Here is a 23,560-nt window from a genome sequence, read left to right on the forward strand (position 1 = left end):
GGCAGTGTAGCCACCCTTTTCGTCGCCCGCACTTCGGCGTCAAAAGACCAGGCGCACAGACCATTCCGCGTGCGGCGCCTCCCGCAACTCGCTGGAGGCGGGGTCGACCACCAACGTCAACAATTGCACCACAATCCCGGTCAGTCGGCCCCGATGCGGGTCGACGGTGGGGATGGTGACCGCGAGCCGGCTGTCGGGCCGAAAGATGGTGGCGGCGGCATCGGCGGGGTCCTCGTAGAGCTGCAGCAGTCGCCACGGTGCCCGCGAAATGGCTTGCGGCACCGAAAGCTGCACCGGATCGCGTTCGTTCACCGGCAGTTCGCCCTGGGTCTGCGGTGTCTCACACTCGTCGAGCCGCAACACGTTGCAATACATGTAAGGGCCGACGCGGCTCAGGTGGCCGTGCGAGTACGCACTGATCTCAGGTCGCTGCGGACCGGAATCGCGCACCAGCAGCCACGCGCCAAGCCCCGCCCCGACGGACAACAGCAACACCACGACCGCGAGAAGCGCAACGCACCAACGTTTCACCGCGGCATCGCTCCGGTTGCCGAAGCGGCGCGGCGGGTGCTCTCCTGCTCGGCCAGCACCGGCCGATTACCGCCGAGACCCGGGATCAGCGAGTCGCCCCGGAAGCTGACGACGGTCTGCGCCAGACCCAGGATCAGCAGGGCGCTGACGGCGGTGAAGCCGACCCCCAATTCGGTGTAGACCAACACCCCGACCGCACCGCCGAGCACCCAGGCCAGTTGCAGCGTCGACTCCGAACGGCCGAACCCCGATGCCCGCGATTCCTCGGGCAGATCGTCTTGCAGCGACGCGTCCAGCGAGGCTTTGGCGATTGCACTGCAGCCCGACGTGATCAGGGTCGCGACTGCGGCCGCCACCAGATTGCCGGCCACCGCGGCCGCTAGCGCGAACACCGTCACCACCACGGTGCAGCGCACGACCAGCACCGCCGGCCTGCCCAGTTGCAGGCGTGCGCTGGTGAAATTGCCGGCGAAGTTGCCGATCGCGGCGGCCGCGCCGATCAGGCCCAGCATGGCCAACTGAACCCACCCGTCGGCGTCGTGAGCCTTCGCGACGAACGCCGGATACAAGAATAGAAAGCCGACCATCACCTTGATGGTGCAGTTGCCCCACAACGAGGTAATGATGTTGCGGCCCAACGGTTGGCGCAGTGTTCCGCTGAGGTTCTTGACTTCCTCCGGCCAGCTTCGCCGCAGCCTGCCGGCGTCGCGGTGGTAGCTCAGCGTGGCCGGCACCTCGCCGGTGGTCACCTCGACCCAGCTCGGAATCCGCATCGACAGCACGGCGCCGGCGATGGTGATCGCGACGACGACGAACAACGCGCCGGGAAGTTCCAACAGATGGGTACAGCCGAACTCGACTCCCGCGGCGACGGCACCGCCGGCCATGGTGCCGCCGAGCAGACCGAACACCGTCAGCCGGGAGTTGACCCGCACCAAGTCGATCGTCGGCGGCATCACCCGCGGGGTCACCGCACTGCGCAGCACGCTGAACGACTTCGAGAACACCATCATGGCCAGCGCGCACGGATAGAGCACCCATGACGGGAAGCTGCCGGTGGCGCCGTCGTAATTCATGATCAACACCAGTGCCAACGCGGTCCGAAGTCCGAACGATAGAGCCAGCGCCACCCGTCGGCCGTGCTGCAGCCTGTCTAGCGCGGGACCGATCAGTGGCGCGATCACGGCGAACGGCGCGATGGTAATCAACAGGTAAAGAGCTACCCGCGATTTGCTTTCACCGCTTGCCGCGGCGAAGAACAACGTGTTGGCCAGCGCAACCGCCATCGCGGAGTCGACCGCGAAGTTGGCCATCACCGGCCAGGTCAGCGCGGTCAGGCCCGACTTGTCGGCGCCGTCGGCGGTGGCGGCGCGCTGCACCATCCAATACATCCGCGAGCCCATTTCGCGGCTGCGCATCGCGGCGGCCCGGGTGACGGTGATCCGTTCGCCGCCGTTGAACTCGTGCGGCGGCGGTTGGCTGTCGCGCTGGCGTTCCTGCTCCTGACCCAGCGGCGGGAGGTAGCGGTTGGCGCTCGGCATGGGCGGCGGACGGCGTGGGCGTCGATAGTCGGCGTCGTCAGCGGGATAGTTGGCCATGCCGGGGTGCTCGTTGACCGTTCCGTTCCGGCTCCGGCGGCCCGCAGCCGGAGCCGTACGGCCCGGGTGTTCACGCCGCCGTGCAGACACGCATCAATTCTGGCTTATCCCGTCTCCACGCGTAGGCAACCGGGTGTGGCTCGTCCACCGTGTCTTCCGGCAGTATGGATACGCACTGCAGAGAGGGAAGAGTGTGACCGGACCCTTGGAGAATTCGGCGGAATCCGCCGTGGCGACCGTGGCCGAGTGGCCGCAAGATTTGGCGTCGGTGCTCACCGGCGCGGTGGACCAGGCCAGGGCGGCGGTCGCCGAGTTCAGCGGGCCCGATGCGGTCGGCGACTACCTCGGTGTCGGCTACGAAGATCCCAATGCGGCGACACACCGATTCCTGGCGCATCTGCCCGGGTACCAGGGATGGCAGTGGGCCGTCGTCGTCGCCGCCTACGCCGGTGCCGACCATGCCACCATCAGCGAGGTGGTGCTGGTCCCCGGCCCAACGGCCTTGCTGGCGCCGCCCTGGGTGCCCTGGGAGCGGCGGGTACAGCCGGGAGATTTGAGCCCGGGAGACCTGCTGGCGCCGGTAAAGGACGACCCGCGGCTGGTCCCGGGGTATAGCGCCAGCGGTGACCCGCAGGTCGACGAGACCGCTGCCGAGATCGGGCTCGGCCGACGCTGGGTGATGAGCGCGTGGGGCCGCGCCGCGGCGGCGCAACGCTGGCACGACGGCGACTACGGCCCCGATTCGGCGATGGCGCGGTCGACCAAACGCGTGTGCCGCGACTGCGGGTTCTTCCTGCCGCTCGCCGGAGCACTGGGCGCAATGTTCGGGGTGTGTGGTAACGAAATGTCGGCCGACGGTCATGTCGTCGACAAGCATTACGGTTGCGGTGCGCATTCCGACACCCCGGCCCCGGCGGGCAGCGGCTCTCCGACGTACGACCCGTACGACGACGGGGTGCTCGACATCTGGGAGAAGCCGCCAGAGTCGTCCGATTAGCCTTTTTCGGCGGCCGCCTTGATCTTTGCCAGCGAGGTGTTCATGCCGTCGACCAATTCGCGTTCGAAGTTCGTGGTGCCCCCCAAGAGGGTGTTCACCGACAGGTTGGAAAACGCGCTGACCCCGTTTTCGGCGTGGCGGCTCTCGGTGACCCGGGTGCCCTCGCCATTGGGCTCCAGCTCGTAGCTCCAGATGCTGCGGTTGGTGTCGACCCGGAACGCCAGCTTCTGCTCCGGGATGACGTCGACGACGGTGCAGGTTGTCGGCCAGAACAACCGGTTGCGACGGTTGAGGTTAATCGTGCGGGTGCCACGGCGCAGCGGACCGAATTGGTGCGTCCAGCGACATTGCGGGCTCCATTGCGGCATTCGCCGCAAATCGGAAATCAGCGCCCAGACTTTCGAGGGCGGCGCATCGATGTCAACCTGCGCCTGCAGCAGCGGAGCTACCATTTGTCCTCCCAGATGTGTTTTGCGCCACTATTTTTGGTCTTATTGGTGGTCCAGATACGTCTCGAGTCCGGCTTGAGCGCCGCGAGCACCGCGGCGGGCGGCGGCAAGTTGCCAGACGAAGATGCCCGTGCCGAGCATTCCCACCGCGAGCCCGGCCACTGTCACCGGACGCCATGTCTGAAGACTGGGCACGGCGAACGCGGCCACCGCGGCAGCCACCCAGCCGAGTGCGCCGACCGCAATGACCGGCCACACTTCCAGTAGCGCTGCCGGTAATGGTGGCGGCTCGGGATTGTGGTCAGGTTCGTCACTCATCATCGGGTTTCAACATAGCCCGCGACGATGCCCGCCGCTGTACGGGCGGAATGTCCATTTGCGTTGGCGCTGACGGCGCCGAGTGTGCGCTGGCGGTGCCGAGTGTGCCGTCAGGGCGGCGGATCGTGGATGTTCCCGCCCTACATGCACACTCAAAACCGTCACCGCACACTCGATACGGCGACATGACAGTCGACTCTCGGGAAGGCATGTGATCGCCGAGCAGATGTCGTACGTCGTAAGTGAGTCGACACAGCATCCTGGAAGCGTCTTGGAAGCCGTTGTCAGCCGGCCGAATCACATCGCGCCGGCACCCACCGCTTCGCAACCACCCTCGAAGCACCGCCCGGTCAGCATCGCCTAGCCCCAACACCAGCAGGCAGCCCCACTCACCAGCCCTGCTCACCCTTGACTTTTCGAGTGAGCGATCTGGCCTCTCGGGTGTCCCTGTTGTAGCGACCGATGTGACAGGCGGGGTAGATGCGACGGTGCTGGACCCGGCGGCGCAATGGTTCCAGCGTGGGCGGCGAAGGGTGACGGCGGGCCACCGTCCGAAGGCGCGGGGCGCAGTCGTTTGCCGTCGTTCTGATCGCGAGCATTGGGGTTCCGTTGTAACCTCGCGCTGTGCCTGACAGCGATGCGCAGCTGGCGAGCGACTTGTCGCTGGCGGTCATGCGTCTGGCGCGCCAACTTCGATTCCGGAACCCGTCATCTCCGGTGTCTTTGTCGCAGCTGTCGGCATTGACAACGCTGGCCAACGAGGGCGCGATGACGCCCGGCGCGCTGGCGATTCGGGAGCGGGTCCGCCCACCGTCGATGACCCGGGTGATCGCCTCCCTGGCCGACGTGGGTCTGGTGGACCGCGCCCCGCATCCCGTGGACGGCCGTCAGGTGCTGGTGTCGGTATCCCAGGCTGGTGCGGAGCTGGTCAGGGCTGCACGGCGAGCCCGTCAGGAGTGGCTGGCCGAACGGCTCGCGACGCTCGACAGCGGCAAACGTGACACCCTGCGCCACGCCGCCGACATCATGATGGCCCTGGTCGACGAAAGCCCGTGACTGCTCCCGACGTCGACGTTCAAGACATCAGCGATCCCGACGATCCGCGCCTCGACGATTTCCGCGACCTGAACAGCGTCGACCGCCGGCCCGACCTGCCGTCCGGGAAGGGCCTGGTGATCGCCGAGGGTGTGCTGGTCGTGCAGCGCATGCTGGCTTCGCGCTTTACCCCGCGGGCAATGCTCGGCACCGACCGCAGGCTGGCCGAGCTCAGGGATGACTTGGCCGGCAGCCCGGCCCCCTACTATCGAGCCTCCGCGGAAGTCATGGCGCAGGCTGTCGGGTTTCACCTCAACCGGGGGGTGCTGGCCTCGGCAAGCCGGTTACCGGAGCCCATCGTTACCCAGGTGGTCGACGGCGCTCGCACTGTGGTCGTGCTCGAGGGGGTCAACGACCACGAAAACCTGGGGTCGATCTTTCGCAACGCCGCGGGGTTGGGTGTGGACGCGGTGGTGTTCGGCAGCGGATGCGCCGACCCGCTATACCGTCGCGCGGTCCGGGTTTCCATGGGGCACGCTTTGCTGGTGCCCTACGCTCGAGCAGCCGACTGGCCCGCCGACTTGCTGATGTTGCAAGAACGGGGCTTTCGGCTGTTGGCAATGACTCCGCGCGGCGACGCGCGGCAGCTGGGCGAGGCGATGGACGCGGTGCGTGACCAACCGGTTGCGTTGTTGGTCGGTGCCGAGGGGCCTGGACTGACCGCTGCCGCCTTGCGGATCAGCGATCTGCGGGTGCGGATCCCGATGTCGCGGGGCACCGACTCACTCAACGTGGCGACGGCGGCCGCGTTGGCTTTCTACGAGCGGGTTAGGCTTGGCCGGTGAGCCGGGAGCTCGAAGCGCGCGACGAATCTGTGCCGTGGGCAACGGGTTTGGTGGTAGCCGGTTTCGTCGCCGCAGTGACCGGGGTCGGGATGGTCGTGCTCAGCCTGGGGCTGATCCGGGTGCACCCGTTGCTGGCGGTCGGGCTCAATGTGGTGGCGGTCGGTGGGCTGGCGCCGACCCTCTGGGGCTGGCGGCGCACCCCGGTGCTGCGCTGGTTTGTCCTGGGTGCGGGAGTAGGGGTCGCGGTGGCGTGGTTGACGCTGCTCGCGATGACCGGGTTGGGGCGTGCTTAGCGCTGCCCGCCGGAGCGCACCCCGAGCAAGACGTCCTCCCAGGCCGGGATGGCCGGCTTGCCCCGTCGATGGCTGGCTGGTGGTTCCGCCGCCGGGGCGGGTGCCGGCTTCGCCGGTTCGTCGAAGGCGAGGTGGGCCACCGGGGCAAGCTGCCGAGGTTTGAAGTCGGGGTCGATCAGCTCACTGGCCGCGTCGTCGATCGCTGTGACGGTGCCGCCATGCGCGCCCGGTGTGTAGCGGAAATGCGCGAGGTTATCGGAACGGCCGGCCTGCCACGCAAGCTGCACCGTCCAGCGGCCGTCTTCGTTGCGCCACGCGTCCCAGCCGAGTTTCTCCGGGTTGAGACCCCGCGTCAGCAGCGCGCTGGTGATGGTTTCGAGCAGCGTCAGCACCGCGGGGCCGTCCGACAGCATCGGGTGCGCTGCCGTTGCCAGCTCCGCGGCACGCGACCGTTCCAGCAATACCGGGTGGGCGAATCGCAGGATGCGCGCCAGATCGGAGCCCGACGCCGCGGCCACCTGCTCCACCGATGCTCCGGCGCGGATCCTGGCCTGAATTTCCTTGGGGCTCAACATATTCGTTATTTCCATGTCCAGGTGCGGTTGAACCGGGTGCGCCGTACTGCCGCTCAAGACCGCGTGCAATCGGTCGTCGGCCGGCAGCTTGAATGTTTCGGCCGGTTTGGCACCCTCGCAGATGAGGTATTTGCCGTCGGCGTCCAGTCCAACCAATTTGAGTTCCCGCATGGCTTCTCCTCGCAGGCTCCGCGCCTCTGAGCGCCGGACCTGTTACGTGCGCACTTTAATGCAGCCAGCCCCGCAACCCGCGCTGACACGCGGGACGGTTGCGGGCGGATAACGAGCAGGTTAAAGCCGCTCGACCACCCAGTCGATGCACTGGGTGAGGGCGCTGACGTCGTCGGGTTCGACGGCGGGGAACATCGCCACCCGCAACTGGTTGCGGCCCAGTTTGCGGTACGGCTCGGTGTCGACGATGCCGTTTGCCCGCAAGGTCTTGGCCACGGCCGCGGCGTCGACGTCGTCGTCGAAGTCGATGGTGCCCACCACCTGCGAGCGCAGCTCCGGGTCGGTCACGAACGGCGTGGTGTACGGCCGCTCCTGCGCCCACGAGTACAACCGCTGCGAGGAGTCCGCGGTGCGCTTGACCGCCCACTCCAGCCCGCCGTTGCCCAGCAGCCAGTCGAGCTGTTCGGCCAGCAGCGCCAGCGTGCCGATCGCCGGTGTGTTGTACGTCTGGTTCTTCAGACTGTTCTCGATCGCTATCGGTAGCGACAAGAAGTCGGGAACCCAGCGCCCCGAGGCCGCGATGGCCTCGACGCGGGCCAGCGCGGCCGGGCTCATCAGCGCCAGCCACAGGCCACCGTCGCTGGCGAAATTCTTTTGGGGCGCGAAGTAATACGCGTCAGCATCGGTGATGTCGACCGGCAGACCGCCGGCACCCGAGGTGGCGTCGATGACGATCAGCGCGTCGCCCGAGTCGGCGGGACGTCGCACCGGTACCGCCACCCCGGTCGACGTTTCATTGTGAGCCCAGGCGATCACGTCCACCGACGGGTCGGCCTGCGGCCGCGGCGCGCCGCCCGGGTCCGCCTTGATGATGATCGGGTCGCCGACGAACGGGTTCTTGGCGACGGCGGAGGCGAACTTCGAGCTGAACTCGCCGTAGGCCAGATGCAATGAGCGCTTGTCGATCAGCCCGAACGCGGCGGCGTCCCAAAACGCCGTCGCGCCGCCGTTGCCCAGAATCACCTGGTAACCATCGGGCAGCGAGAAGAGCTCGGCCAGGCCGGTGCGCACCCGGCCCACCAGATTCTTGACCGGCGACTGCCGGTGCGAGGTGCCGAACAATGCCGCCGCGGTGGTGGTCAGCGCCTGTAATTGCTCGGGCCGCACCTTTGACGGGCCCGACCCGAAGCGCCCGTCGCGGGGTTTGAGGTCAGCGGGAATCTCGAGGGCAGTCGTGAGCTGGTCGGCCATGGCACTCAGGGTAGTGAAGCGGTGGGGGGCCGGCGACCATGCGGGCCGGATTACGCCGCGGCAAGCCGCCCGGCGTGAGCAGCGTCACACCCAATCGATCGATGCGGACCAGGACACAGCCCGCCGGCGGGTCTGGATAATTCCCGGTACCAGCGGTACCGTGTTTATCGGACGTCCGAAGGTAAACCTCAACACAAACCTCATCGGGGAGGCTTCTCAGTGGACAAGACGCGCATGGTTCGGCGTTGGCGCCGCAACATGGAGGTTCGGGACGATACCGAGTACGTGGAGATGCTCGCCACACTGTCCGAGGGGTCGGTGCGGCGAAACTTCAACCCGTACACCGACATCGATTGGGAGTCAACGGAATTCGCTGTCACCGACAACGATCCGCGGTGGATCCTGCCGGCGACGGACCCGTTGGGCCGCCACCCCTGGTATCTGGCGCAGCCCGACGAGCGCAAGATCAAGATCGGGATGTGGCGCCAGGCCAACGTGGCCAAGGTCGGGCTGCACTTCGAGTCCATCCTGGTCCGCGGCCTGATGAACTACACGTTCTGGATGCCCAACGGATCACCGGAATATCGGTATTGCCTGCACGAATCGGTTGAAGAGTGCAACCACACCATGATGTTCCAGGAGATGATCAACCGTGTCGGCGCCGACGTTCCGGGGATGCCCCGGCGGCTGCGCTGGGTTTCGCCGTTCATCCCGCTGGTGGCCGGCCCGTTGCCGGTGGCGTTCTTCATCGGGGTGCTCGCCGGCGAGGAGCCCATCGACCACACGCAGAAGAATGTGTTGCGCGAGGGTAAGACGCTGCATCCGATCATGGAACGGGTGATGTCCATTCACGTGGCCGAGGAAGCTCGGCACATCTCCTTCGCGCATGAGTTCCTACGTAAGCGGTTGCCGCAGTTGACCAAGCGGCAGCGATTCTGGACGTCGTTGTACTTCCCGCTGACCATGCGGATGTTGTGTAACGCAATCGTGGTGCCGCCCAAGGCGTTCTGGGAGGAATTCGACATCCCGCGTGAGGTGAAGGAGGAGCTGTTCTTCCGGTCGCCGCAGTCGCGGAAGTGGTTGCGCGACATGTTCGCCGACGTACGGATGCTGGCTTACGACACCGGGTTGATGGAAAGTCGCCTGGCCCGGCTCATGTGGCGGCTGTGCAAGATCAATGGCGAGCCGTCGCGCTACCGCAGCGAGCCGCAGCGTCAGCACCTGGCTGCTGCCCCGGCCGCGTAATCCTTTATGCCGCACGTTATTACCCAGTCGTGCTGCAATGACGCGTCCTGTGTCTTTGCCTGCCCGGTCAATTGCATCCATCCCTCGCCGGACGAGCCGGGGTTTGCGACGTCGGAGATGCTGTATATCGATCCGGTGGCGTGCGTCGACTGTGGCGCCTGCGTGAGCGCCTGCCCGGTGGGAGCGATTTCACCGGATAGCAGGCTGGAATCGCGGCAACTGCCGTTTGTCGAGATCAACGCCTCGTATTACCCGAAGCGGCCCGCCGATGCGAAGCTGCCGCCGACGTCGAAACTGGCCCCGGTGATCCCGGCCGCCGAGGTGCATGCCCGCCGCCATCCGCTGACCGTTGCCATTGTCGGATCCGGGCCCGCGGCGATGTATGCCGCCGACGAACTGCTGGTCCAACCGGGCGTGCACGTCAACGTCTTCGAGAAGTTGCCCACGCCCTACGGGCTGGTGCGCGCCGGGGTGGCGCCGGATCACCCGAACACCAAGCGGGTCACCACACTGTTCGACCAGGTCGCGCGCCATGACCGGTTCCGGTTCTACCTCAACCTTGAGATCGGTAAGCACCTGACGCACACCGATCTGTTGGCCCACCACCACGCCGTGGTGTACGCAGTCGGTGCTCCCGACGACCGTCGCCTCGACATCGGCGGAATGGGGTTACCCGGCACCGGTACCACGACGGAGCTGGTCGCGTGGATCAACGGCCATCCCGACTTCGTCGATCTCCCGGTCGATCTCGGTCACGACCGCGTCGTCATCATCGGCAACGGCAATGTCGCTCTCGACGTGGCACGGGTGCTCACCGCCGACCCGGGTGACCTGGCCCGGACCGACATCGCCGATCATGCACTGCAGGCGCTGCGCGGCTCGGCGGTCCGTGAGGTGGTGATCGCTGCCCGCCGCGGACCCGCTCACTCGGCGTTCACCCTGCCCGAGTTGATCGGGCTTACCGCCGCGTCCGACGTGGTGCTCGGCCGCGATGACCACAAGCGGGTCCTCGAGGACTTGGCAACCGTCTCGGAGCCGCTGACGAAAGCCAAGCTGGAGATCCTGAGCACCCTGGGCAACGGGTCGACCCCGGCGTCGCACCCACGAATCCGGCTGGCCTATCAGCTCACACCCCGCCGCGTTCTGGGACCCCAACGGGCCACCGGCGTCGAGTTCGCCGTCACCGGCACCGACGAGATGCGCCGGCTTGACGCGGGGCTGGTGCTGACGTCGATCGGTTACCGCGGCAAGCGGATTCGTGACGTGCCGTTCGACGAGGCGGCGGCCGTCGTGCCCAACGACGGTGGCCGGGTCGTCGATCCGGGTACCGGGCAGCCGGTGCCGGGTGCCTATGTCGCGGGCTGGATCAAGCGCGGGCCGACCGGGTTCATCGGTACGAACAAATCCTGCTCTTGGCAAACCGTTCAGGCGCTAGTGGCCGACTTCAATGCGGGCAAGCTCACCGATCCGGTGGGCAAGCCGGCGGCGCTGGACCAGCTGGTGGCCACCCGTCAGCCTGACGTCATCGACGCCGCGGGCTGGTGTGCCATCGATGCCGCCGAGGTCGCCCGCGGCAGCCGCGACGGGCGGCCGCGCAACAAATTCACCGACGTCACCGACATGCTTACGGCGGCGACCGGCGAACAGCAGACGCCGCCACTGGGGCGGCGCCTGCTGACGCGGCTGCGCGAGCTGGCCTGAACTAGCCAGTCGCCTGCGTCGACATCGCCTCCTGGATCTCGGCCGTGCTGACCTCCCGTACGGGTTGCCCCAGTGACCAGTGGTGGCCGAACGGGTCGGCGACTACTCCGTATCGGTCGCCCCAGAACTGGTCCGCCAACGGGATTACCACGGTGGCGCCGGCGTCCAGGGCTCGCTGGAACTTGGCATCGACATCGGTGACGGTCAGGTGGATGGTGACCGGGGTTCCGCCAGTGACTTCGGCGTCGTCGACTTGCCGCCGCAGGTTTCCGGGAAGTCGTCGTTGAGCATCACCATGAAGCCGTTGATGCGCAGCGCGGCGTGGACGAGCTTGCCATCGGGGCCTGGTACGCGACCCAGCTCGACGGCGTCAAAGGCCTTGACGTAGAAGTCGATCGCCGCCGCGGCGTCGTCGACGACGAGGTGAGGGGACAATGCGGGTTCCACGGTGATTGCCACTTTGTTCGCTCCTTCGGATAGTTGGTATCGCCCGCGCGGGGCTCACAGGTACTGACCGAACGCGGCGGCGATTTTCATCGCGCGGCGTCGGCGACGGCAGGCCGGGTCACAGCGACTCATGTCGCCGGTGGGTACCTGGTTGACCGACGGCGCGTGATCAGTTGATTACGGATACTTTTGGTATCACCATGAGCACCATCGGATCTCGACACGGGTGCTTTTCGGTATCAACACGAATACTTTTGCATCACAACGTCGGGTCGAGCGACACCACAAGCCGTGCTGAATACCCCGACGGTCCTGTCACATCGTCTTTGTGGGCGACCAACCGGCCCCCTGGCCAATGCTCGACAGGAGTGTTCCGCCAAGACCGGACGGCTACCACGAATCGGCAACCCGGGCCGGCTCCGTGCCTGGTTGGGCAATGCTGAAAAGAATGTCGAACAACCACTGGCTACCAGAACTGTAGCGCAGCGAAACTCGTTGTGCGGCCGAGTACCTCAGCCATTGTTCACACTTGGCAGGTCCACTGGGCACGGGTTCACGTACATAGGCGGAGGCTTCCATTGAAACGATGCTCATCGCCTGTGAAACCGCCGGGTCTCGACGGAGTGCACAGCGATATCAGCTGCCCGCCAAGGAGGTTCGGATTACAGGGAGCTAATCGACAGCTGTCCACCGTTGATCGCCCGAGTGAATGAGCGGCAGGTTCGCATGCGTGCGCGGTCCGCTCTCTTCAAACGTGCGATAGGAATGCCGTTGCATGTCAACATCGTTGACGAAGGCGACAGCGATTTCTCGGTCACCTTTCAAAGGGCTCGTCGAAAGTGCGGAGGGTTGGTCCTGGCGCCGAGATCATCGAAGCCAGGCAGTTGCGACGGTGCGCCGTTCGCGGCGCGGGACGCATCGCCTCGCCTCCGAGCGGGTGCCTCGTCGAACTCGGAAACTGGTTGAAAGTGCCGGCGGGACACCCGAAGGCGATTAGGTCAGCTAACCCAAAGTCGGATATTGACAATAGCTCTCGCGGCGCGGCAAACTTCGCTCGGCATTCGCACCTATGGGTCCAACACCGCTGATGTCCGATGCGAAATGCGACCCGAAATGCTACGGCAAGCGACGACGAGCACCCGAATTATCCACTGACAGTTCAACAATCACCGGCTCTAGTGGATGCGCGAGGAGAATCCATGGGTTATGCCAGGCGTATCGGCGGCGTCGGGGCGATAACCGCTATTCTGCTGGCTGGCACCACGCCGACCAATCCTACGGTCGGCTACGCTGCGCCAACGGATTCGGGTTCATCAGCGGGCGAGTGGGCAGACGTGCCGTCACCGCCAGCCGGGTCGGACACCTCGGCGGCTGCGCTGCCGGGCGGGGCTGGGGTGCCGGGCGCGGCGGCTGCGGTGCCGGGCGCGGCCCTGCCAGGCGCCAGCGCGCAACCGGTCGACCCCGGCAGCATTCCCGATGACCTGCTCAACGCCGTGATCGACTTTCTGGCCGCGATTCGCAACGGGGTTGTGCCCGTCCTGTTCAACCGGACTCCGGTCGCTACCCCCCAACAGGTCAGTATCCCCCTGAACGGCAGCACCGGCCCCGTCGCATTCACGGCCTTTGACCCCGACGGCAACAGGATGACCTTCAAGGTCAATCCGCGGGGTACACCCGGCGGACCGCAGCACGGCGTTGTCAGCATCAACCAACAAACAGCCAGCTTCACCTATACGGCCGATCCGGGTTTCGTCGGCGACGACACCTTCACCGTCGCCGTCAGCGACGACACCAGCCTGCACGTGCATGGTCTGGCGGGATACCTGGGTCCCTTCCACGGGCACGACGACGTCGCGACCGTGACCGTCTTCGTGGGTGGCATCCCGACCACGACGATAAGCGGTGTCTTCAGCATGCTCACCTACAACATTGCCGGGCTGCCCTTCCCGCTGTCCAGCGCAATCCTGCCGCGCTTTCTGTACACCAAACAGATTGGGCAGCGGCTCAATTCCTACTATGTCGCCAACGTCCAGGAAGACTTCGCCTACCACGATTTCCTGGTCAAGAAATCGGATATGCCCAGCCAGACACCGCCCAGCCCACCCACGTTGCTGTGGCCTATCGGAGTGCCCTTCTCCGACGGACTCAACACCCTCGCACAGTTCAAGGTGAAAAGGCTCGACCGGCAGACATGGTGGCAGTGCAGCGCCGACAACTGCCTCACCGCGAAAGGCTTCAGCTACAGCCAGCTGCAGCTTCCGGGCGGTGAAACGATCGACCTCTACAACCTGCATACGAATACCGGCGGTGGCGCGTTCACCAACGCCAACCTCGATCAGATCACCAACTACATCCAGCAGAATTCGGCGGGCCGCGCGGTCATCGTCACAGGCGACTTCAACGCCCTGTATTCCGACGACCAAAGTGCGCTGCTGCAATTCGCCGGGAACAACTCCCTCACCGACGCGTGGGTGCTGGTGCAGGGTGGCCCCACCAGCCCACCCTTCGCGCCCACGTGCATGGTGGGGAACGAGTGCGAGTTGCTGGACAAGGTCTTCTATCGAAGCGGTCAGGGTGTGACGTTGAAGGCGATCGGTTACAGCAACGAGGCGCCGAAGTTCTTCAATTCCAACGGACAGCCGCTGTCGGATCACAGTCCGCCCATGGTCACCTTCCAGTACACCGCTGACAACGTGGGTCCCTAGGCCGCAACTGTCGGTGACGGCTGGTGGCGGGGGCGCCCTTCGCGTCGAATCAGGCTCGAATCAGGCGGACGTGAGAACCTGGTCCCACCCTGCGATAGATTCCGGGCTGCGCGGACCCGGCCCGACATAAATGGCCGACGGGCGGACCAGCTTGCCGAGTCGCTTCTGCTCGAGGATGTGCGCGCACCAGCCTGCGGTGCGCCCGCAGGTGAACATTGCCGGCATCATGTTGGCCGGCACCCGGGCGAAGTCCAGGATGACGGCGGCCCAGAACTCCACATTGGTCTCGATCGCCCGGTCCGGGCGGCGTTCCCGCAGCTCGGCCAGTGCAGCCTGCTCCAGCGCCATGGCGACTTCGTGGCGCGGTGCGCCCAACCGCTCGGCCGTTGCTCGCAACACCCGCGCCCGCGGGTCCTCGGCGCGGTAGACCCGGTGCCCGAAGCCCATCAGCTTGTCGCCACGATCCAAGATCTTCTTCACCAGACCGCGTGCGTCGCCGGTGCGCTCCACTTCTTCGAGCATCGGCAGCACCCGCGCCGGCGCCCCGCCGTGCAGCGGTCCGCTCATCGCGCCGATCGCTCCGGACAGCGCTGCCGCGACGTCTGCACCGGTGGAGGCGATCACGCGTGCGGTGAACGTCGAGGCGTTCATGCCGTGCTCGGCCGCCGACACCCAGTAGGCGTCGATGGCTTCGATATGCCTGGGGTCCGGCTCGCCTTGCCACCGGGTCATGAAACGCGCTGTCACCGTTGAACATTCGTCGATGACTCGCTGTGGTACGGCCGGCTGGTAGATGCCGCGCGCGGATTGCGCGACGTAGGACAATGCCATCACCGATGCACGGGCCAGCTGTTCGCGGGCCGTGCGATCGTCGATGTCGAGCAATGGCGCGTACCCCCAGATGGGGGCCAGCATCGCCAGTCCCGCTTGCACATCGACCCGCACATCGCCGGTGTGGATGGGCAGCGGGAACGGCTCGGCCGGCGGCAGCCCATGGCCGAATTCGCCGTCCACCAGCAGCGCCCACACATCGCCGAATGCGACCCGTTGACTCACCAGATCTTCGATGTCGACGCCGCGGTAGCGCAACGCGCCGCCGTCTTTATCCGGCTCGGCAATCTCGGTGGTGAAGGCCACCACGCCATCAAGACCAGGGACAAAATCTTCCGGGACCACAGTCATAGGCAAATTCTTGCACCCCACCTCCCAGCGGACGCTACCGGCTGGTAACGACACCGGTAGCGTTGACACCATGGCAGGTCATCTGGCTGGAATGCGGGTGGAGTACGGGTCCGAGGAGAGGGACGGAAGTCCCGACCTGGATGAAGCCTGGCTCGCCGACGGATGGCTGGCTTTGTTCCGCACCTGGCTTGCCGAGGCTGAACGCGCCGGCGTCGCCGAGCCGAATGCCATGGTGCTGGCTACCGTCGCAGCGGGCCGGCCGGTCAGCCGATCGGTGCTGTGCAAGGGCGTGGACGAGATGGGGATCACCTTTTTTACCAGCTACGAGTCGGCCAAGGGCGCCGAGTTGGCGGCTGTGCCTTATGCGTCGGTGACGTTTCCCTGGTATCAGCTGGGTCGACAGGTCCACATCCGCGGCCCGGTGAGTCGGGTTGATCCCCGGGTGACCGAGCAGTACTGGTCCCAACGGCCGCGCGGGTCGCAGCTGGGAGCGTGGGCGTCGCACCAGTCGCAGCCGATCGCGTCGCGCGCGGCGCTGCTCGATCAACTTGCGGAAGTGACTGCGCGGTTCGCCGACGTGGAGCGCGTTCCGGTTCCGCCGAACTGGGGCGGATACCTCATTGGTCCTGAGGTGGTGGAGTTCTGGCAGGGCCGGGAAAACCGGGTACACAACAGGATCCGGGTCACCGGCGGTCATATCGAGCGGCTCCAGCCCTAGCGGGCCCGACGATGCGCGCGGCGCAGCGGCGAGGTGTGTGTGAAGCGCGACCCGCGAAGCGGCATAGGGGCGGATAGCTCTCATATCAAGCCGCTGACGAGCCGAGTGTGCACTGGTGGCTTTGACTGTGAGCTGACGGTGGCCCAAAGGGCCTTCGGGTCGCCCGGAGCGCACACTCGACGCCATGGATGCACACTCGAGACGCCGCAAGTGCGCGAAGGCCTACCCGCATGCGCGGACAAGCCCGGAAAGACCCGACAAGCGCCACGTGACCGGCAGATTCGACCCCGGGCAGGCGCACCGTCCTGTCAACGACTACCTTCACCTATACGCATCGAGTGGGGCTGCCATATCAGCCAGAGCGCAAAGGGGTTCTCGTGGCCGACACCGACGACACCGTAATCCTGAAGTACCCGGGGGGCGAGATCGACCTGCAGGTTGTCCATGCCACCGAAGGTGCGGACGGTATTGCGCTCGGTCCGCTGCTCGCCAAGACGGGACACACGACATTTGACGTCGGCTTCGTCAACACCGCCGCCTGCAAGAGCTCCATCACCTACATCGATGGGGACGCCGGCATTCTGCGCTACCGCGGTTACCCGATTGACCAGCTGGCGGAGAAGTCGACCTTCATCGAGGTCTCCTACCTGCTGATCTACGGCGAGCTGCCCACCCCTGACCAGCTGGCCGAATTCACCGGCCGCATCCAGCGCCACACCATGCTGCACGAGGACCTGAAGCGGTTCTTCGACGGGTTTCCGCGCAACGCACATCCGATGCCGGTGCTGTCCAGCGTGGTCAACGCCCTCTCGGCGTATTACCAGGATGCCCTGGACCCGATGGACAACAACCAGGTTGAGCTGTCGACCATCCGTTTGCTGGCCAAGCTGCCCACCATTGCTGCCTACGCCTACAAGAAGTCGGTCGGCCAGCCCTTCCTCTACCCGGAGAACTCGCTGACGCTGGTGGAGAACTTCCTGCGGATGACGTTCGGCTTCCCGGCCGAGCCTTACCAGGCCGACCCCGAGGTGGTGCGGGCGTTGGACATGTTGTTCATCCTGCACGCCGACCACGAGCAGAACTGTTCGACATCGACGGTGCGGCTGGTGGGCTCGTCGCGGGCCAACCTGTTCACCTCTATCTCCGGCGGCATCAACGCGCTGTGGGGCCCGCTGCACGGCGGCGCCAACCAAGCGGTGCTGGAAATGCTCGAGCAGATTCGCGAGAGCGGCGACGACGTGGGCGAATTCGTCCGCAAGGTGAAGAACCGCGAGGCCGGCGTCAAATTGATGGGCTTCGGCCACCGGGTCTACAAGAACTACGACCCACGCGCGCGGATCGTCAAGGAACAGGCCGACAAGATCCTGTCCAAGCTGGGCGGCGACGATTCGCTGCTGGGCATCGCCAAGGAGCTCGAAGAGGCGGCGCTGACCGACGACTACTTCATCGAGCGCAAGCTCTACCCGAACGTCGACTTCTACACGGGCCTGATCTACCGTGCGCTCGGTTTCCCGACTCGGATGTTCACCGTGCTGTTTGCGCTGGGCCGGCTCCCGGGATGGATCGCGCACTGGCGGGAGATGCACGACGAGGGCGACAGCAAGATTGGTCGCCCACGCCAGATCTACACCGGCTACACCGCGCGCGATTACGTGGCCATCGACGGGCGGTAATTACCGCTGATCTAGCGAAGCTAGTCGAGTGACGCCAACACCGCCATGGCGGCGTTGTGCCCGCCGATGCCCGATACCGCGCCGCCGCGGCGGGCACCCGAGCCGCACAGCATGATCCGTTCGTGGCCGGTGGCCACCCCCCATTGCCGGGCCGGTGTGTCCAGCGGCTCGTCGTCCTCGGCGAAAGGCCACGACAGGGCGCCGTGGAAGATGTTGCCGCCGGTCATGTGCAGCGTGTGCTGCAGGTCCAGCGTGGTGGTGGTCTCGATGCACGGCCGGCCGTCCGCGTCGGTCATGAGGACATCCTGAATAGGTTCGGCCAGAACCGAATTCAGTGACGACAGCACCGACCGCGTCAGCTGGCCGCGGACGGTGTCCGGGTCGGTGCCGGAGCACAGCGAATGTGGCGTATGCAAGCCGAACACGGTCATGGTGTGCACTCCCGCGTCGCGCAGCCGGTCCGACACGATGCTGGGATCGGTCAGCGAATGGCAGTACGCCTCGCACGGCAACGGGTCGGGCAACCGCCCGTCGGCTGCATGTGAATACGCGGTGTCCAGCTGGGTCCAGGTCTCGTTGACGTGCAAGGTCCCGGCGAAGGCCTGCTCCGGGGTGACGCTGGGGTCCCGCAACCGGGGTAGTTGGCGTACCACCATGTTCACCTTGACCTGGGCGCCCGGGGTCAGCAAGGGCTCCGGTTCGCCCAGCAACCCAGCTAAAACCGCCGGTGTCACGCCGGCCAGCACGAACCGGCCTCGGATCACATGCTCGTCGCCGTACGCGCGGTAGCGCACCTCCCCGGTCGGATATACCGCGAAAACGTCTGCACCAGTGGTTATTTCGGCCCTGCAGCGGGTGGCCGCAGCGGCCAGGGCCGAGGTCACCGAACCCATGCCGCCGACCGGGACGTCCCAGTCTCCGGTACCCCCGCCCAGCACGTGATACAGAAAGCAGATGTTCTGCGTCAGCGACGGGTCGTCCAGTCGGGCGAAGGTGCCGATCAGCGCGTCGGTCGCAATCACCCCCCGGACCAGGTCGTTAGCCACCGCGTCGGTAATGGCGTGCCCGATCGGCTCGTCGATCATGGACTGCCAGGCGCCCGCCGCGTCCCGGCCGCCGCGGTCCACGACGTCGCGGCGCGCCTGCTCGCGGGTGCGCAACGGCTCGATCAGCGTCGGCCAGAGCCGTTCGGTCACCAGTCGGCAACGGCGGTAGAAGGCGGCAAAGCCATGCTCATCAGCCGCGGCGCCGATCGCAGCGAATGTACGCGCGCCGTTCGGCCCGACGAGCAGACCGGACCGCCCGGCCGTAGCCGGGTCCGGTGTATACGACGAATAGGGTCGACGGGCCAACCGCACGGGCGCGCCCAGGTCGTCGATGATGCGCTTCGGCAACAGGCTGACCAGGTACGAATACCGCGATAGCCGGACCTCGACACCCGCGAAGGCCTGCGCCGACACCGCGGCCCCGCCGGTGTGGGACAGCCGCTCCAGCACCCGCACCGAAAGCCCCGCCCGGGCCAGGTAACCGGCCGCGACCAGGCCGTTGTGACCGCCGCCGACGACGACGACATCGAATTCCCGCATGGTGGCGTCGACAGGCAGCCCGGATCGGTGCTAGCTGAGGTAGCCCTCGACTTGGCCGCCGGGACGCAGGTGCGCCTCGCGCGGGTCACCACCGGTTTCGCGCAGTGCCCGTCGCTGCCGCAGCAGGTCCCAACACTGGTCGAGTTCGATTCCGATGCGCCGCAGTTGCTGATGCTCATCGGATTCGGTGATGTCACCCTGCTGCAGCCGCGCACGCAGCGCCTTCTCTTCGGCGACCAGGTCGCGGATCTGCGCCAGGGTCTCGCTGTCCGTTGGTTTGCTCCCGCTAGCCATTGCTCCAGTGTGCCCGACATTGGCAGTTTCGCCGCTGGACAGTCGGTAGGCTGCATATCGCCTGAGGGCGGGACAGACATTTTTCAACGACGAGAGGCGCGGCGATGGTGGGTACCCAGCCGGTCTCAGACATGCCGTCCGCACCCACCCGCGCGTGGAGATTGCGTCGGCGCCCGCTCGGCGTCGCCTGGCTGATCGCGCTGGTAGTTATTCCGTTGCTGATAGCGGCAATCGGTTACGGCGCGTTCGAGCGCCCCACGTCGGTCACCGGACCGGCCGGTGACCTGCCCACCCTGACAACGACCAGTAGCAAGTCCAGCGCCTCCGACGTGTCATGGTCGCTGCTTTCAATCAGCCGCAGCGGCAACACCATTACGCTTATCGGCGATTTTCCCGACGACAATTCCAAGGCGGCGCTGCTGGCAGCGCTCAGAAACGTGCTGACACCGGGCGTCACCGTCATCGACCAAATCCGTATCGATCCCCTGGTCCGCGCCCTCGATTTCACAAATGCGGAACCGGTTTTCACCGCTGGCGCCGCAATCCCGGACTTCAGCGTCAAGGTCGGGGGCAACACCGTGACCTTGTCGGGAACGGCCGCATCGCCCGACCAGAAAGACGCGGTGGAGCGTGCGGCCAAAACTGCTTGGCCCGCAGTCAATGTCGCGAACAACATCGAGGTCAAGGCGCCGGCCCCGACATCGGGCGCCAGTCCACCGCCAGGCTCCGGCGCCACCGGCCCGTGTGCCGACTTACCAGCGGCCATCAATGCTCTGACGGGCGGCGCGATTGCCTTCAAGGACGATGGGGTCAGCCTCACCCCCGCCGACAACCAGATCCTGAGCCAGGTAGCCGCCAAACTCAAGGCCTGTCCGGACGCACGCGTGACCGTCAACGGCTACTCCGACAACGGCGGCGGCGAGGGCATCAACTTTCCGTTGAGTGTTCAGCGAGCCACCATCGTCGCCGACTTCCTCGCTGCCCAAGGAGTTGCCCGCGATCACATCACCGCCCAGGGTTACGGTTCCGCCAATCCGATAGCCAGTAACGACACACCCGAGGGTCGCGCCAAGAATCGCCGCGTCGAAATCGTGGTCAGCTAAGGAGAATCCAGCGTGGATTTCGTGATCCAGTGGTTGTACTACCTGGCTGCCTTCGTGGCAGGTTCGGCTCTGGCATGGGTGATCGCCACCGTCTTCGTCAAGCCCGTCGGCCAAGAACAGCAAGAACGGCAAGTGCCCGAGCCCCATGAGACGGAGGCGGCGCCGTGACGGGCCAGGTGCACTGGTGGCTGGTGGGTCTGGCTTTCGCCCTCGGCATGCTGGTGACCTTCACACTGATGGTCGGTCCCGTCAAAGGCCAACAGCCGCAACACAAGTCGCAGATCGTGCCGCAACGGCCGGCGAAGAAGGCCACTGCCGCGGAAGCGCCGCTGAAGAAGGCCGTCGCCGGCAAAGGTGCACCGGCGAAGAAGATCCCGGCCGCCACGAAGGTACCCAGACCCGAGAGCGCCGATGCGGAAAAGGAAACGCACGAGATCGCAGCTGCGAAAGTCTCCCCGGCGCAGCAGGTCCCGGACGCGACGGAGTCGGCCGAGCAGACCGTGGTCACCGGGAAATCTTCGCCGCAATCCCCGGCGCGGTTTGCCCCCTACGGCCCGGGTTCCGCGCGCGCCGCCGACGGCAGCGGACCGGAGGGATGGCTGGTCAAGGGCCGCACGGATACCAGGCTCTATTACACCCCCGACGATCCCGACTACGACACGACCGCGGCCCAGGTCTGGTTCCAGGACGAGGGCGCCGCGGCACGGGCCTTTTTCACGCCGTGGCGCAAGAGCGCGCGACGGGAGTGAAATCGGCGTCCGTTCAGCTCGGGCCGGGAAGCTTCAGCAGCAGGCGCGCGCCACCGAGTGGGCTGTCCTCCAAAGATGCGGTCCCGCCGTGCAGCTGAGCCTGCTGCGCCACCAGCGCCAGCCCGAGACCGGATCCCGAGTGGGACGCCGTCGATCCGCGGGAGAACCGCTCGAATACCACTTCGCGCTCTTCTTCGGGTATTCCGCTGCCGTTGTCGTCGATGGCGATCTCGACGCCGGCCCGGGAACTGACGGCCGACAGCTGCACCCGGGTGGCGCCGCCGTGTTTGACGGCGTTGGCGATGGCGTTGTCGACGGCCAGCCGCAGCCCGGCCGGCAGCCCCACGATGATGCAGGTCGGCGACGGCACCAGCGAGACGTCGAGGTCCGGGTAGATGCGCATCGCATCGTGGGCCGCGCGGTCGAGCAATTCGGTGATGTCGACCGGCACATGGTCTTCTGAAGTGGACAATTCCCCTTGAGCCAGCCGCTCGAGTGCGCTGAGGGTGGCTTCGATGCGCGACTGGGTGCGGATCACGTCGTTGAGCACTTCTTTGCGTTGGTCTTCGGGCAGGTCGAGGGTGGACAGCACCTCGAGATTGGTCCGCATCGCGGTCAACGGAGTGCGCAGTTCGTGGGAGGACACCGCAGCGAAGTCGCGAGCCGACGCCAGCGCCTCCTTGGTGCGGATTTGCTCGTTCCAAATGCGCTGCAGCATGCCTCGCATCGCCTCGGCGATCTCGATGGCTTCGCTCGCGCCGTGCACTTCGACCCGCGGCGCCTCGTCCCCGGCGTCGATCGACCGCGTTTGTTCGGCCAGCTGTTTGAACGGCCGCACCGCGAACACGGCCAGCAGCCAGGCGAACACCGCTGCCGCGCCGATGGCGAAGGCGCAGATCAACAGCACCCGGCGGTGCAGGTTGTTGGTCTCGGCGACGGTGGCGTCATAGGTCGCGCCCACCGCTACCGACGTCGGCTCGGGCCCCGGGATCTCCACCGTCCGCACCCGGTAGCGCACACCGCCGATGTAGGTGTCGGCGTAGTCCTTTTGCAGTTTGGGCAAGGTGATGTCGGAATTCGACTTGACCAGGTCACCGCGGCGGACCGTGATGAGGGCGTCGCGGTCGTTGGGGGAGCGCGGGATTTCGTCGAGGCCGCGCGGCACGAACGGGATCGCGAAGCCTGCCGCCTCGTCCAGGCGGCGGTCCAGCCGCTCTTTGCGGTCGTTGGTGATCCCCACCCAGACCACCGTTCCGACGATGAGCACCGGGATCGCGGCGCCGATCGCTGTCGCGACCACCACCCGCGTCCGCAGCGAAGGCGTACGGGCCAAGATCCGCGACAGGATGTTCACTCACTGCATCCTGAGCACGAAGCCGACGCCGCGCACGGTGTGCAGCAGCCGGGGTCCGCCGTTGGCCTCCAGCTTGCGCCGCAGGTACCCGATGAACACATCGACGACGTTGGTGTCGGCGGCGAAGTCGTAGCCCCACACCAGCTCCAGCAGCTGCGCGCGGGACAGCACCGCGGTCTTGTGCTCGGCCAGAACCGCCAGCAGGTCGAACTCGCGTTTGGTCAGGTCGACGTCGACGCCGTTGACCCGGGCCCGCCGGCCGGGGATGTCCACCTCCAGCGGGCCTACCGTGATGGTTTCCGAAGAGGACGTCGCGGTGGAGCCGCGGCGGCGCAGCAGCGCCTTCACCCGAGCCACCAGCTCGGCCAGCACGAACGGCTTGACCAGGTAATCGTCGGCACCGGCCTCCAGGCCGGCCACTCGGTCGTCGACCGAGCTGCGTGCCGACAGCACACAGACCGGCACGTCGTTGTCCATCGCGCGCAGTGCCGTCACCACGCTGACGCCGTCCAGCACGGGCATGTTGATGTCGAGCACGATCGCGTCCGGGCGGGTCTCAGTGGCGCTGCGCAGGGCCTCGGCGCCGTCGACGGCGGTCGAGACCTCGAACCCCGACAGCCGCAGGCCGCGTTCCAACGAAGCCAGGACATCGGAGTCGTCGTCGACCACCAAGACCCGAGGTGAGCTCACACCAGTCTCCATGCCGCTCATTTTGCCTGATTGTTGCCCGTGGCGGTGGG

General features: G+C 66.3%; 24 protein-coding genes and 1 pseudogene. 12 read left to right on the forward strand and 13 right to left on the reverse strand.

All coding sequences use genetic code 11. The annotated features are described in order from the left end of the window. Window positions 1–39: 39 nt before the first annotated feature. The gene (locus CDN38_RS18530) at window positions 40–531 is read right to left on the reverse strand and encodes a DUF2771 domain-containing protein (protein WP_075512110.1); all 492 of its coding nucleotides are present in this window, start codon (window positions 529–531) and stop codon (window positions 40–42) included. Next, window positions 528–2,129, reverse strand: a complete 1,602-nt coding sequence (locus tag CDN38_RS18535) for an MFS transporter (RefSeq protein WP_099319106.1) — start codon at window positions 2,127–2,129, stop codon at window positions 528–530. Before CDN38_RS18535 ends, CDN38_RS18530 begins: the two co-directional genes overlap by 4 nt. 193 nt (window positions 2,130–2,322) lie before the next feature. On the opposite strand from CDN38_RS18535, the gene CDN38_RS18540 reads away from it, so the two are divergent. Continuing rightward, window positions 2,323–3,126 (forward strand): DUF3027 domain-containing protein, encoded by an 804-nt coding sequence (locus CDN38_RS18540; RefSeq protein WP_075512112.1) that lies wholly within the window; start codon window positions 2,323–2,325, stop codon window positions 3,124–3,126. On the opposite strand, the gene CDN38_RS18545 is transcribed toward CDN38_RS18540, so the two are convergent. Both CDN38_RS18545 and CDN38_RS18550 read right to left on the reverse strand, forming a co-directional pair. After that, window positions 3,123–3,578, reverse strand: a complete 456-nt coding sequence (locus tag CDN38_RS18545; RefSeq protein WP_075512113.1) for an SRPBCC family protein — start codon at window positions 3,576–3,578, stop codon at window positions 3,123–3,125. The genes CDN38_RS18540 and CDN38_RS18545 overlap by 4 nt on opposite strands. A gap of 39 nt (window positions 3,579–3,617) precedes the next feature. Continuing rightward, on the reverse strand, window positions 3,618–3,893 hold the full coding sequence (locus CDN38_RS18550) for a DUF2530 domain-containing protein (protein WP_036415386.1): 276 nt from the start codon (window positions 3,891–3,893) through the stop codon (window positions 3,618–3,620). Between the two features lie 624 nt (window positions 3,894–4,517). Between CDN38_RS18550 and CDN38_RS18555 the strand changes: the two genes are divergently transcribed. Genes CDN38_RS18555 through CDN38_RS18565 form a run of 3 tightly spaced genes read left to right on the forward strand, consistent with a single transcriptional unit; the run spans window position 4,518 to window position 6,066 of the window. Continuing rightward, window positions 4,518–4,949 (forward strand): Rv0880 family HTH-type transcriptional regulator, encoded by a 432-nt coding sequence (locus CDN38_RS18555; RefSeq protein ID WP_063472408.1) that lies wholly within the window; start codon window positions 4,518–4,520, stop codon window positions 4,947–4,949. After that, window positions 4,946–5,773 (forward strand): TrmH family RNA methyltransferase, encoded by an 828-nt coding sequence (locus CDN38_RS18560; RefSeq protein WP_075512114.1) that lies wholly within the window; start codon window positions 4,946–4,948, stop codon window positions 5,771–5,773. The genes CDN38_RS18555 and CDN38_RS18560 overlap by 4 nt, the downstream gene beginning before the upstream one ends. After that, complete coding sequence (locus CDN38_RS18565; RefSeq protein ID WP_075512115.1) at window positions 5,770–6,066, forward strand: DUF2537 domain-containing protein; 297 nt, start codon at window positions 5,770–5,772, stop codon at window positions 6,064–6,066. The genes CDN38_RS18560 and CDN38_RS18565 overlap by 4 nt, the downstream gene beginning before the upstream one ends. On the opposite strand, the gene sepH is transcribed toward CDN38_RS18565, so the two are convergent. Continuing rightward, window positions 6,063–6,812: a septation protein SepH gene (gene sepH, locus CDN38_RS18570; protein WP_075512116.1), complete on the reverse strand. Its 750-nt coding sequence runs from the start codon at window positions 6,810–6,812 to the stop codon at window positions 6,063–6,065. The genes CDN38_RS18565 and sepH overlap by 4 nt on opposite strands. Window positions 6,813–6,932: 120 nt before the next feature. After that, window positions 6,933–8,063: a phosphoserine transaminase gene (gene serC / locus CDN38_RS18575; protein WP_075512117.1), complete on the reverse strand. Its 1,131-nt coding sequence runs from the start codon at window positions 8,061–8,063 to the stop codon at window positions 6,933–6,935. A gap of 219 nt (window positions 8,064–8,282) precedes the next feature. On the opposite strand from serC, the gene CDN38_RS18580 reads away from it, so the two are divergent. Both CDN38_RS18580 and CDN38_RS18585 read left to right on the forward strand, forming a co-directional pair. Next, window positions 8,283–9,308, forward strand: coding sequence for an AurF N-oxygenase family protein (locus CDN38_RS18580; RefSeq protein ID WP_075512118.1), 1,026 nt, complete (start codon window positions 8,283–8,285; stop codon window positions 9,306–9,308). Window positions 9,309–9,314: 6 nt separating this feature from the next. Then, window positions 9,315–11,009, forward strand: coding sequence for an FAD-dependent oxidoreductase (locus CDN38_RS18585; protein WP_075512119.1), 1,695 nt, complete (start codon window positions 9,315–9,317; stop codon window positions 11,007–11,009). 1 nt (window position 11,010) lies between these two features. Here CDN38_RS18585 and CDN38_RS32470 read toward each other — a convergent pair. Continuing rightward, window positions 11,011–11,286, reverse strand: a pseudogene (locus CDN38_RS32470) (VOC family protein); the annotation flags it as partial. Further along, a complete protein-coding gene (locus tag CDN38_RS32475) occupies window positions 11,214–11,468 on the reverse strand; it encodes a VOC family protein (protein WP_368773216.1) in 255 nt (84 codons plus the stop codon). The gene CDN38_RS32475 and the pseudogene CDN38_RS32470, both read right to left, overlap by 73 nt. Window positions 11,469–12,655: 1,187 nt before the next feature. Between CDN38_RS32475 and CDN38_RS18595 the strand changes: the two genes are divergently transcribed. After that, window positions 12,656–14,161 (forward strand): Ig-like domain-containing protein, encoded by a 1,506-nt coding sequence (locus CDN38_RS18595; RefSeq protein ID WP_075512120.1) that lies wholly within the window; start codon window positions 12,656–12,658, stop codon window positions 14,159–14,161. Window positions 14,162–14,221: 60 nt separating this feature from the next. Here CDN38_RS18595 and CDN38_RS18600 read toward each other — a convergent pair whose 3' ends face one another. After that, window positions 14,222–15,343, reverse strand: coding sequence for a citrate synthase 2 (locus tag CDN38_RS18600; RefSeq protein WP_075512121.1), 1,122 nt, complete (start codon window positions 15,341–15,343; stop codon window positions 14,222–14,224). A gap of 91 nt (window positions 15,344–15,434) precedes the next feature. Here CDN38_RS18600 and pdxH point away from each other — a divergent pair, with 91 nt between their 5' ends. Beyond that, window positions 15,435–16,061, forward strand: a complete 627-nt coding sequence (pdxH, locus tag CDN38_RS18605) for a pyridoxamine 5'-phosphate oxidase (RefSeq protein ID WP_099319107.1) — start codon at window positions 15,435–15,437, stop codon at window positions 16,059–16,061. A gap of 377 nt (window positions 16,062–16,438) precedes the next feature. Next, window positions 16,439–17,734 carry a citrate synthase gene (locus tag CDN38_RS18610; protein WP_075512123.1) on the forward strand — a complete coding sequence of 432 codons (1,296 nt, stop codon included), beginning with the start codon at window positions 16,439–16,441 and terminating at the stop codon, window positions 17,732–17,734. A gap of 20 nt (window positions 17,735–17,754) precedes the next feature. On the opposite strand, the gene CDN38_RS18615 is transcribed toward CDN38_RS18610, so the two are convergent. Both CDN38_RS18615 and CDN38_RS18620 read right to left on the reverse strand, forming a co-directional pair. Further along, window positions 17,755–19,320, reverse strand: coding sequence for a phytoene desaturase family protein (locus tag CDN38_RS18615; protein WP_075512124.1), 1,566 nt, complete (start codon window positions 19,318–19,320; stop codon window positions 17,755–17,757). Between the two features lie 30 nt (window positions 19,321–19,350). Then, window positions 19,351–19,614, reverse strand: a complete 264-nt coding sequence (locus tag CDN38_RS18620) for a DUF2630 family protein (RefSeq protein WP_075512125.1) — start codon at window positions 19,612–19,614, stop codon at window positions 19,351–19,353. A 131-nt stretch (window positions 19,615–19,745) separates the two neighbouring features. On the opposite strand from CDN38_RS18620, the gene arfA reads away from it, so the two are divergent. The 3 genes from arfA to arfC are packed head-to-tail and all read left to right on the forward strand — an operon-like array spanning window position 19,746 to window position 21,466. Beyond that, the gene (gene arfA / locus CDN38_RS18625) at window positions 19,746–20,717 is read left to right on the forward strand and encodes a channel-forming protein ArfA/OmpATb (protein WP_075512148.1); all 972 of its coding nucleotides are present in this window, start codon (window positions 19,746–19,748) and stop codon (window positions 20,715–20,717) included. A 12-nt stretch (window positions 20,718–20,729) separates the two neighbouring features. Further along, on the forward strand, window positions 20,730–20,885 hold the full coding sequence (arfB, locus tag CDN38_RS29580) for a channel accessory protein ArfB (RefSeq protein WP_099319108.1): 156 nt from the start codon (window positions 20,730–20,732) through the stop codon (window positions 20,883–20,885). Then, a complete protein-coding gene (gene arfC, locus CDN38_RS18635; protein WP_233026933.1) occupies window positions 20,882–21,466 on the forward strand; it encodes a channel accessory protein ArfC, sunset domain variant in 585 nt (194 codons plus the stop codon). The genes arfB and arfC overlap by 4 nt, the downstream gene beginning before the upstream one ends. 13 nt (window positions 21,467–21,479) lie before the next feature. On the opposite strand, the gene prrB is transcribed toward arfC, so the two are convergent. Further along, the gene (gene prrB / locus CDN38_RS18640; protein ID WP_075512126.1) at window positions 21,480–22,820 is read right to left on the reverse strand and encodes a two-component system sensor histidine kinase PrrB; all 1,341 of its coding nucleotides are present in this window, start codon (window positions 22,818–22,820) and stop codon (window positions 21,480–21,482) included. Next, entirely contained in the window at window positions 22,821–23,531 is a 711-nt protein-coding gene (gene prrA, locus CDN38_RS18645; protein ID WP_023367425.1) for a two-component system response regulator PrrA, read from the reverse strand. It abuts the gene before it with no gap. Between the last annotated feature and the right edge of the window lie 29 nt (window positions 23,532–23,560).

The sequence above is a fragment of the Mycobacterium ostraviense genome, from assembly GCF_002705925.1.
Classification (GTDB): Bacteria; Actinomycetota; Actinomycetes; order Mycobacteriales; family Mycobacteriaceae; genus Mycobacterium; species Mycobacterium ostraviense.

What these genes read in the sequence shown, in the direction of transcription:
- CDN38_RS18535 (WP_099319106.1), bottom strand. Translation starts at nt 2,129, where the DNA reads ATGGCCAACTATCCCGCTGACGACGCCGACTATCGACGCCCACGCCGT.
- CDN38_RS18545 (WP_075512113.1), bottom strand. Translation starts at nt 3,578, where the DNA reads ATGGTAGCTCCGCTGCTGCAGGCGCAGGTTGACATCGATGCGCCGCCC.
- CDN38_RS18550 (WP_036415386.1), bottom strand. Translation starts at nt 3,893, where the DNA reads ATGAGTGACGAACCTGACCACAATCCCGAGCCGCCACCATTACCGGCA.
- sepH (WP_075512116.1), bottom strand. Translation starts at nt 6,812, where the DNA reads ATGCGGGAACTCAAATTGGTTGGACTGGACGCCGACGGCAAATACCTC.
- serC (WP_075512117.1), bottom strand. Translation starts at nt 8,063, where the DNA reads ATGGCCGACCAGCTCACGACTGCCCTCGAGATTCCCGCTGACCTCAAA.
- CDN38_RS18585 (WP_075512119.1), top strand. Translation starts at nt 9,315, where the DNA reads ATGCCGCACGTTATTACCCAGTCGTGCTGCAATGACGCGTCCTGTGTC.
- CDN38_RS18595 (WP_075512120.1), top strand. Translation starts at nt 12,656, where the DNA reads ATGGGTTATGCCAGGCGTATCGGCGGCGTCGGGGCGATAACCGCTATT.
- CDN38_RS18600 (WP_075512121.1), bottom strand. Translation starts at nt 15,343, where the DNA reads ATGACTGTGGTCCCGGAAGATTTTGTCCCTGGTCTTGATGGCGTGGTG.
- pdxH (WP_099319107.1), top strand. Translation starts at nt 15,435, where the DNA reads ATGCGGGTGGAGTACGGGTCCGAGGAGAGGGACGGAAGTCCCGACCTG.
- CDN38_RS18615 (WP_075512124.1), bottom strand. Translation starts at nt 19,320, where the DNA reads ATGCGGGAATTCGATGTCGTCGTCGTCGGCGGCGGTCACAACGGCCTG.
- CDN38_RS18620 (WP_075512125.1), bottom strand. Translation starts at nt 19,614, where the DNA reads ATGGCTAGCGGGAGCAAACCAACGGACAGCGAGACCCTGGCGCAGATC.
- arfA (WP_075512148.1), top strand. Translation starts at nt 19,746, where the DNA reads ATGCCGTCCGCACCCACCCGCGCGTGGAGATTGCGTCGGCGCCCGCTC.
- prrA (WP_023367425.1), bottom strand. Translation starts at nt 23,531, where the DNA reads ATGAGCGGCATGGAGACTGGTGTGAGCTCACCTCGGGTCTTGGTGGTC.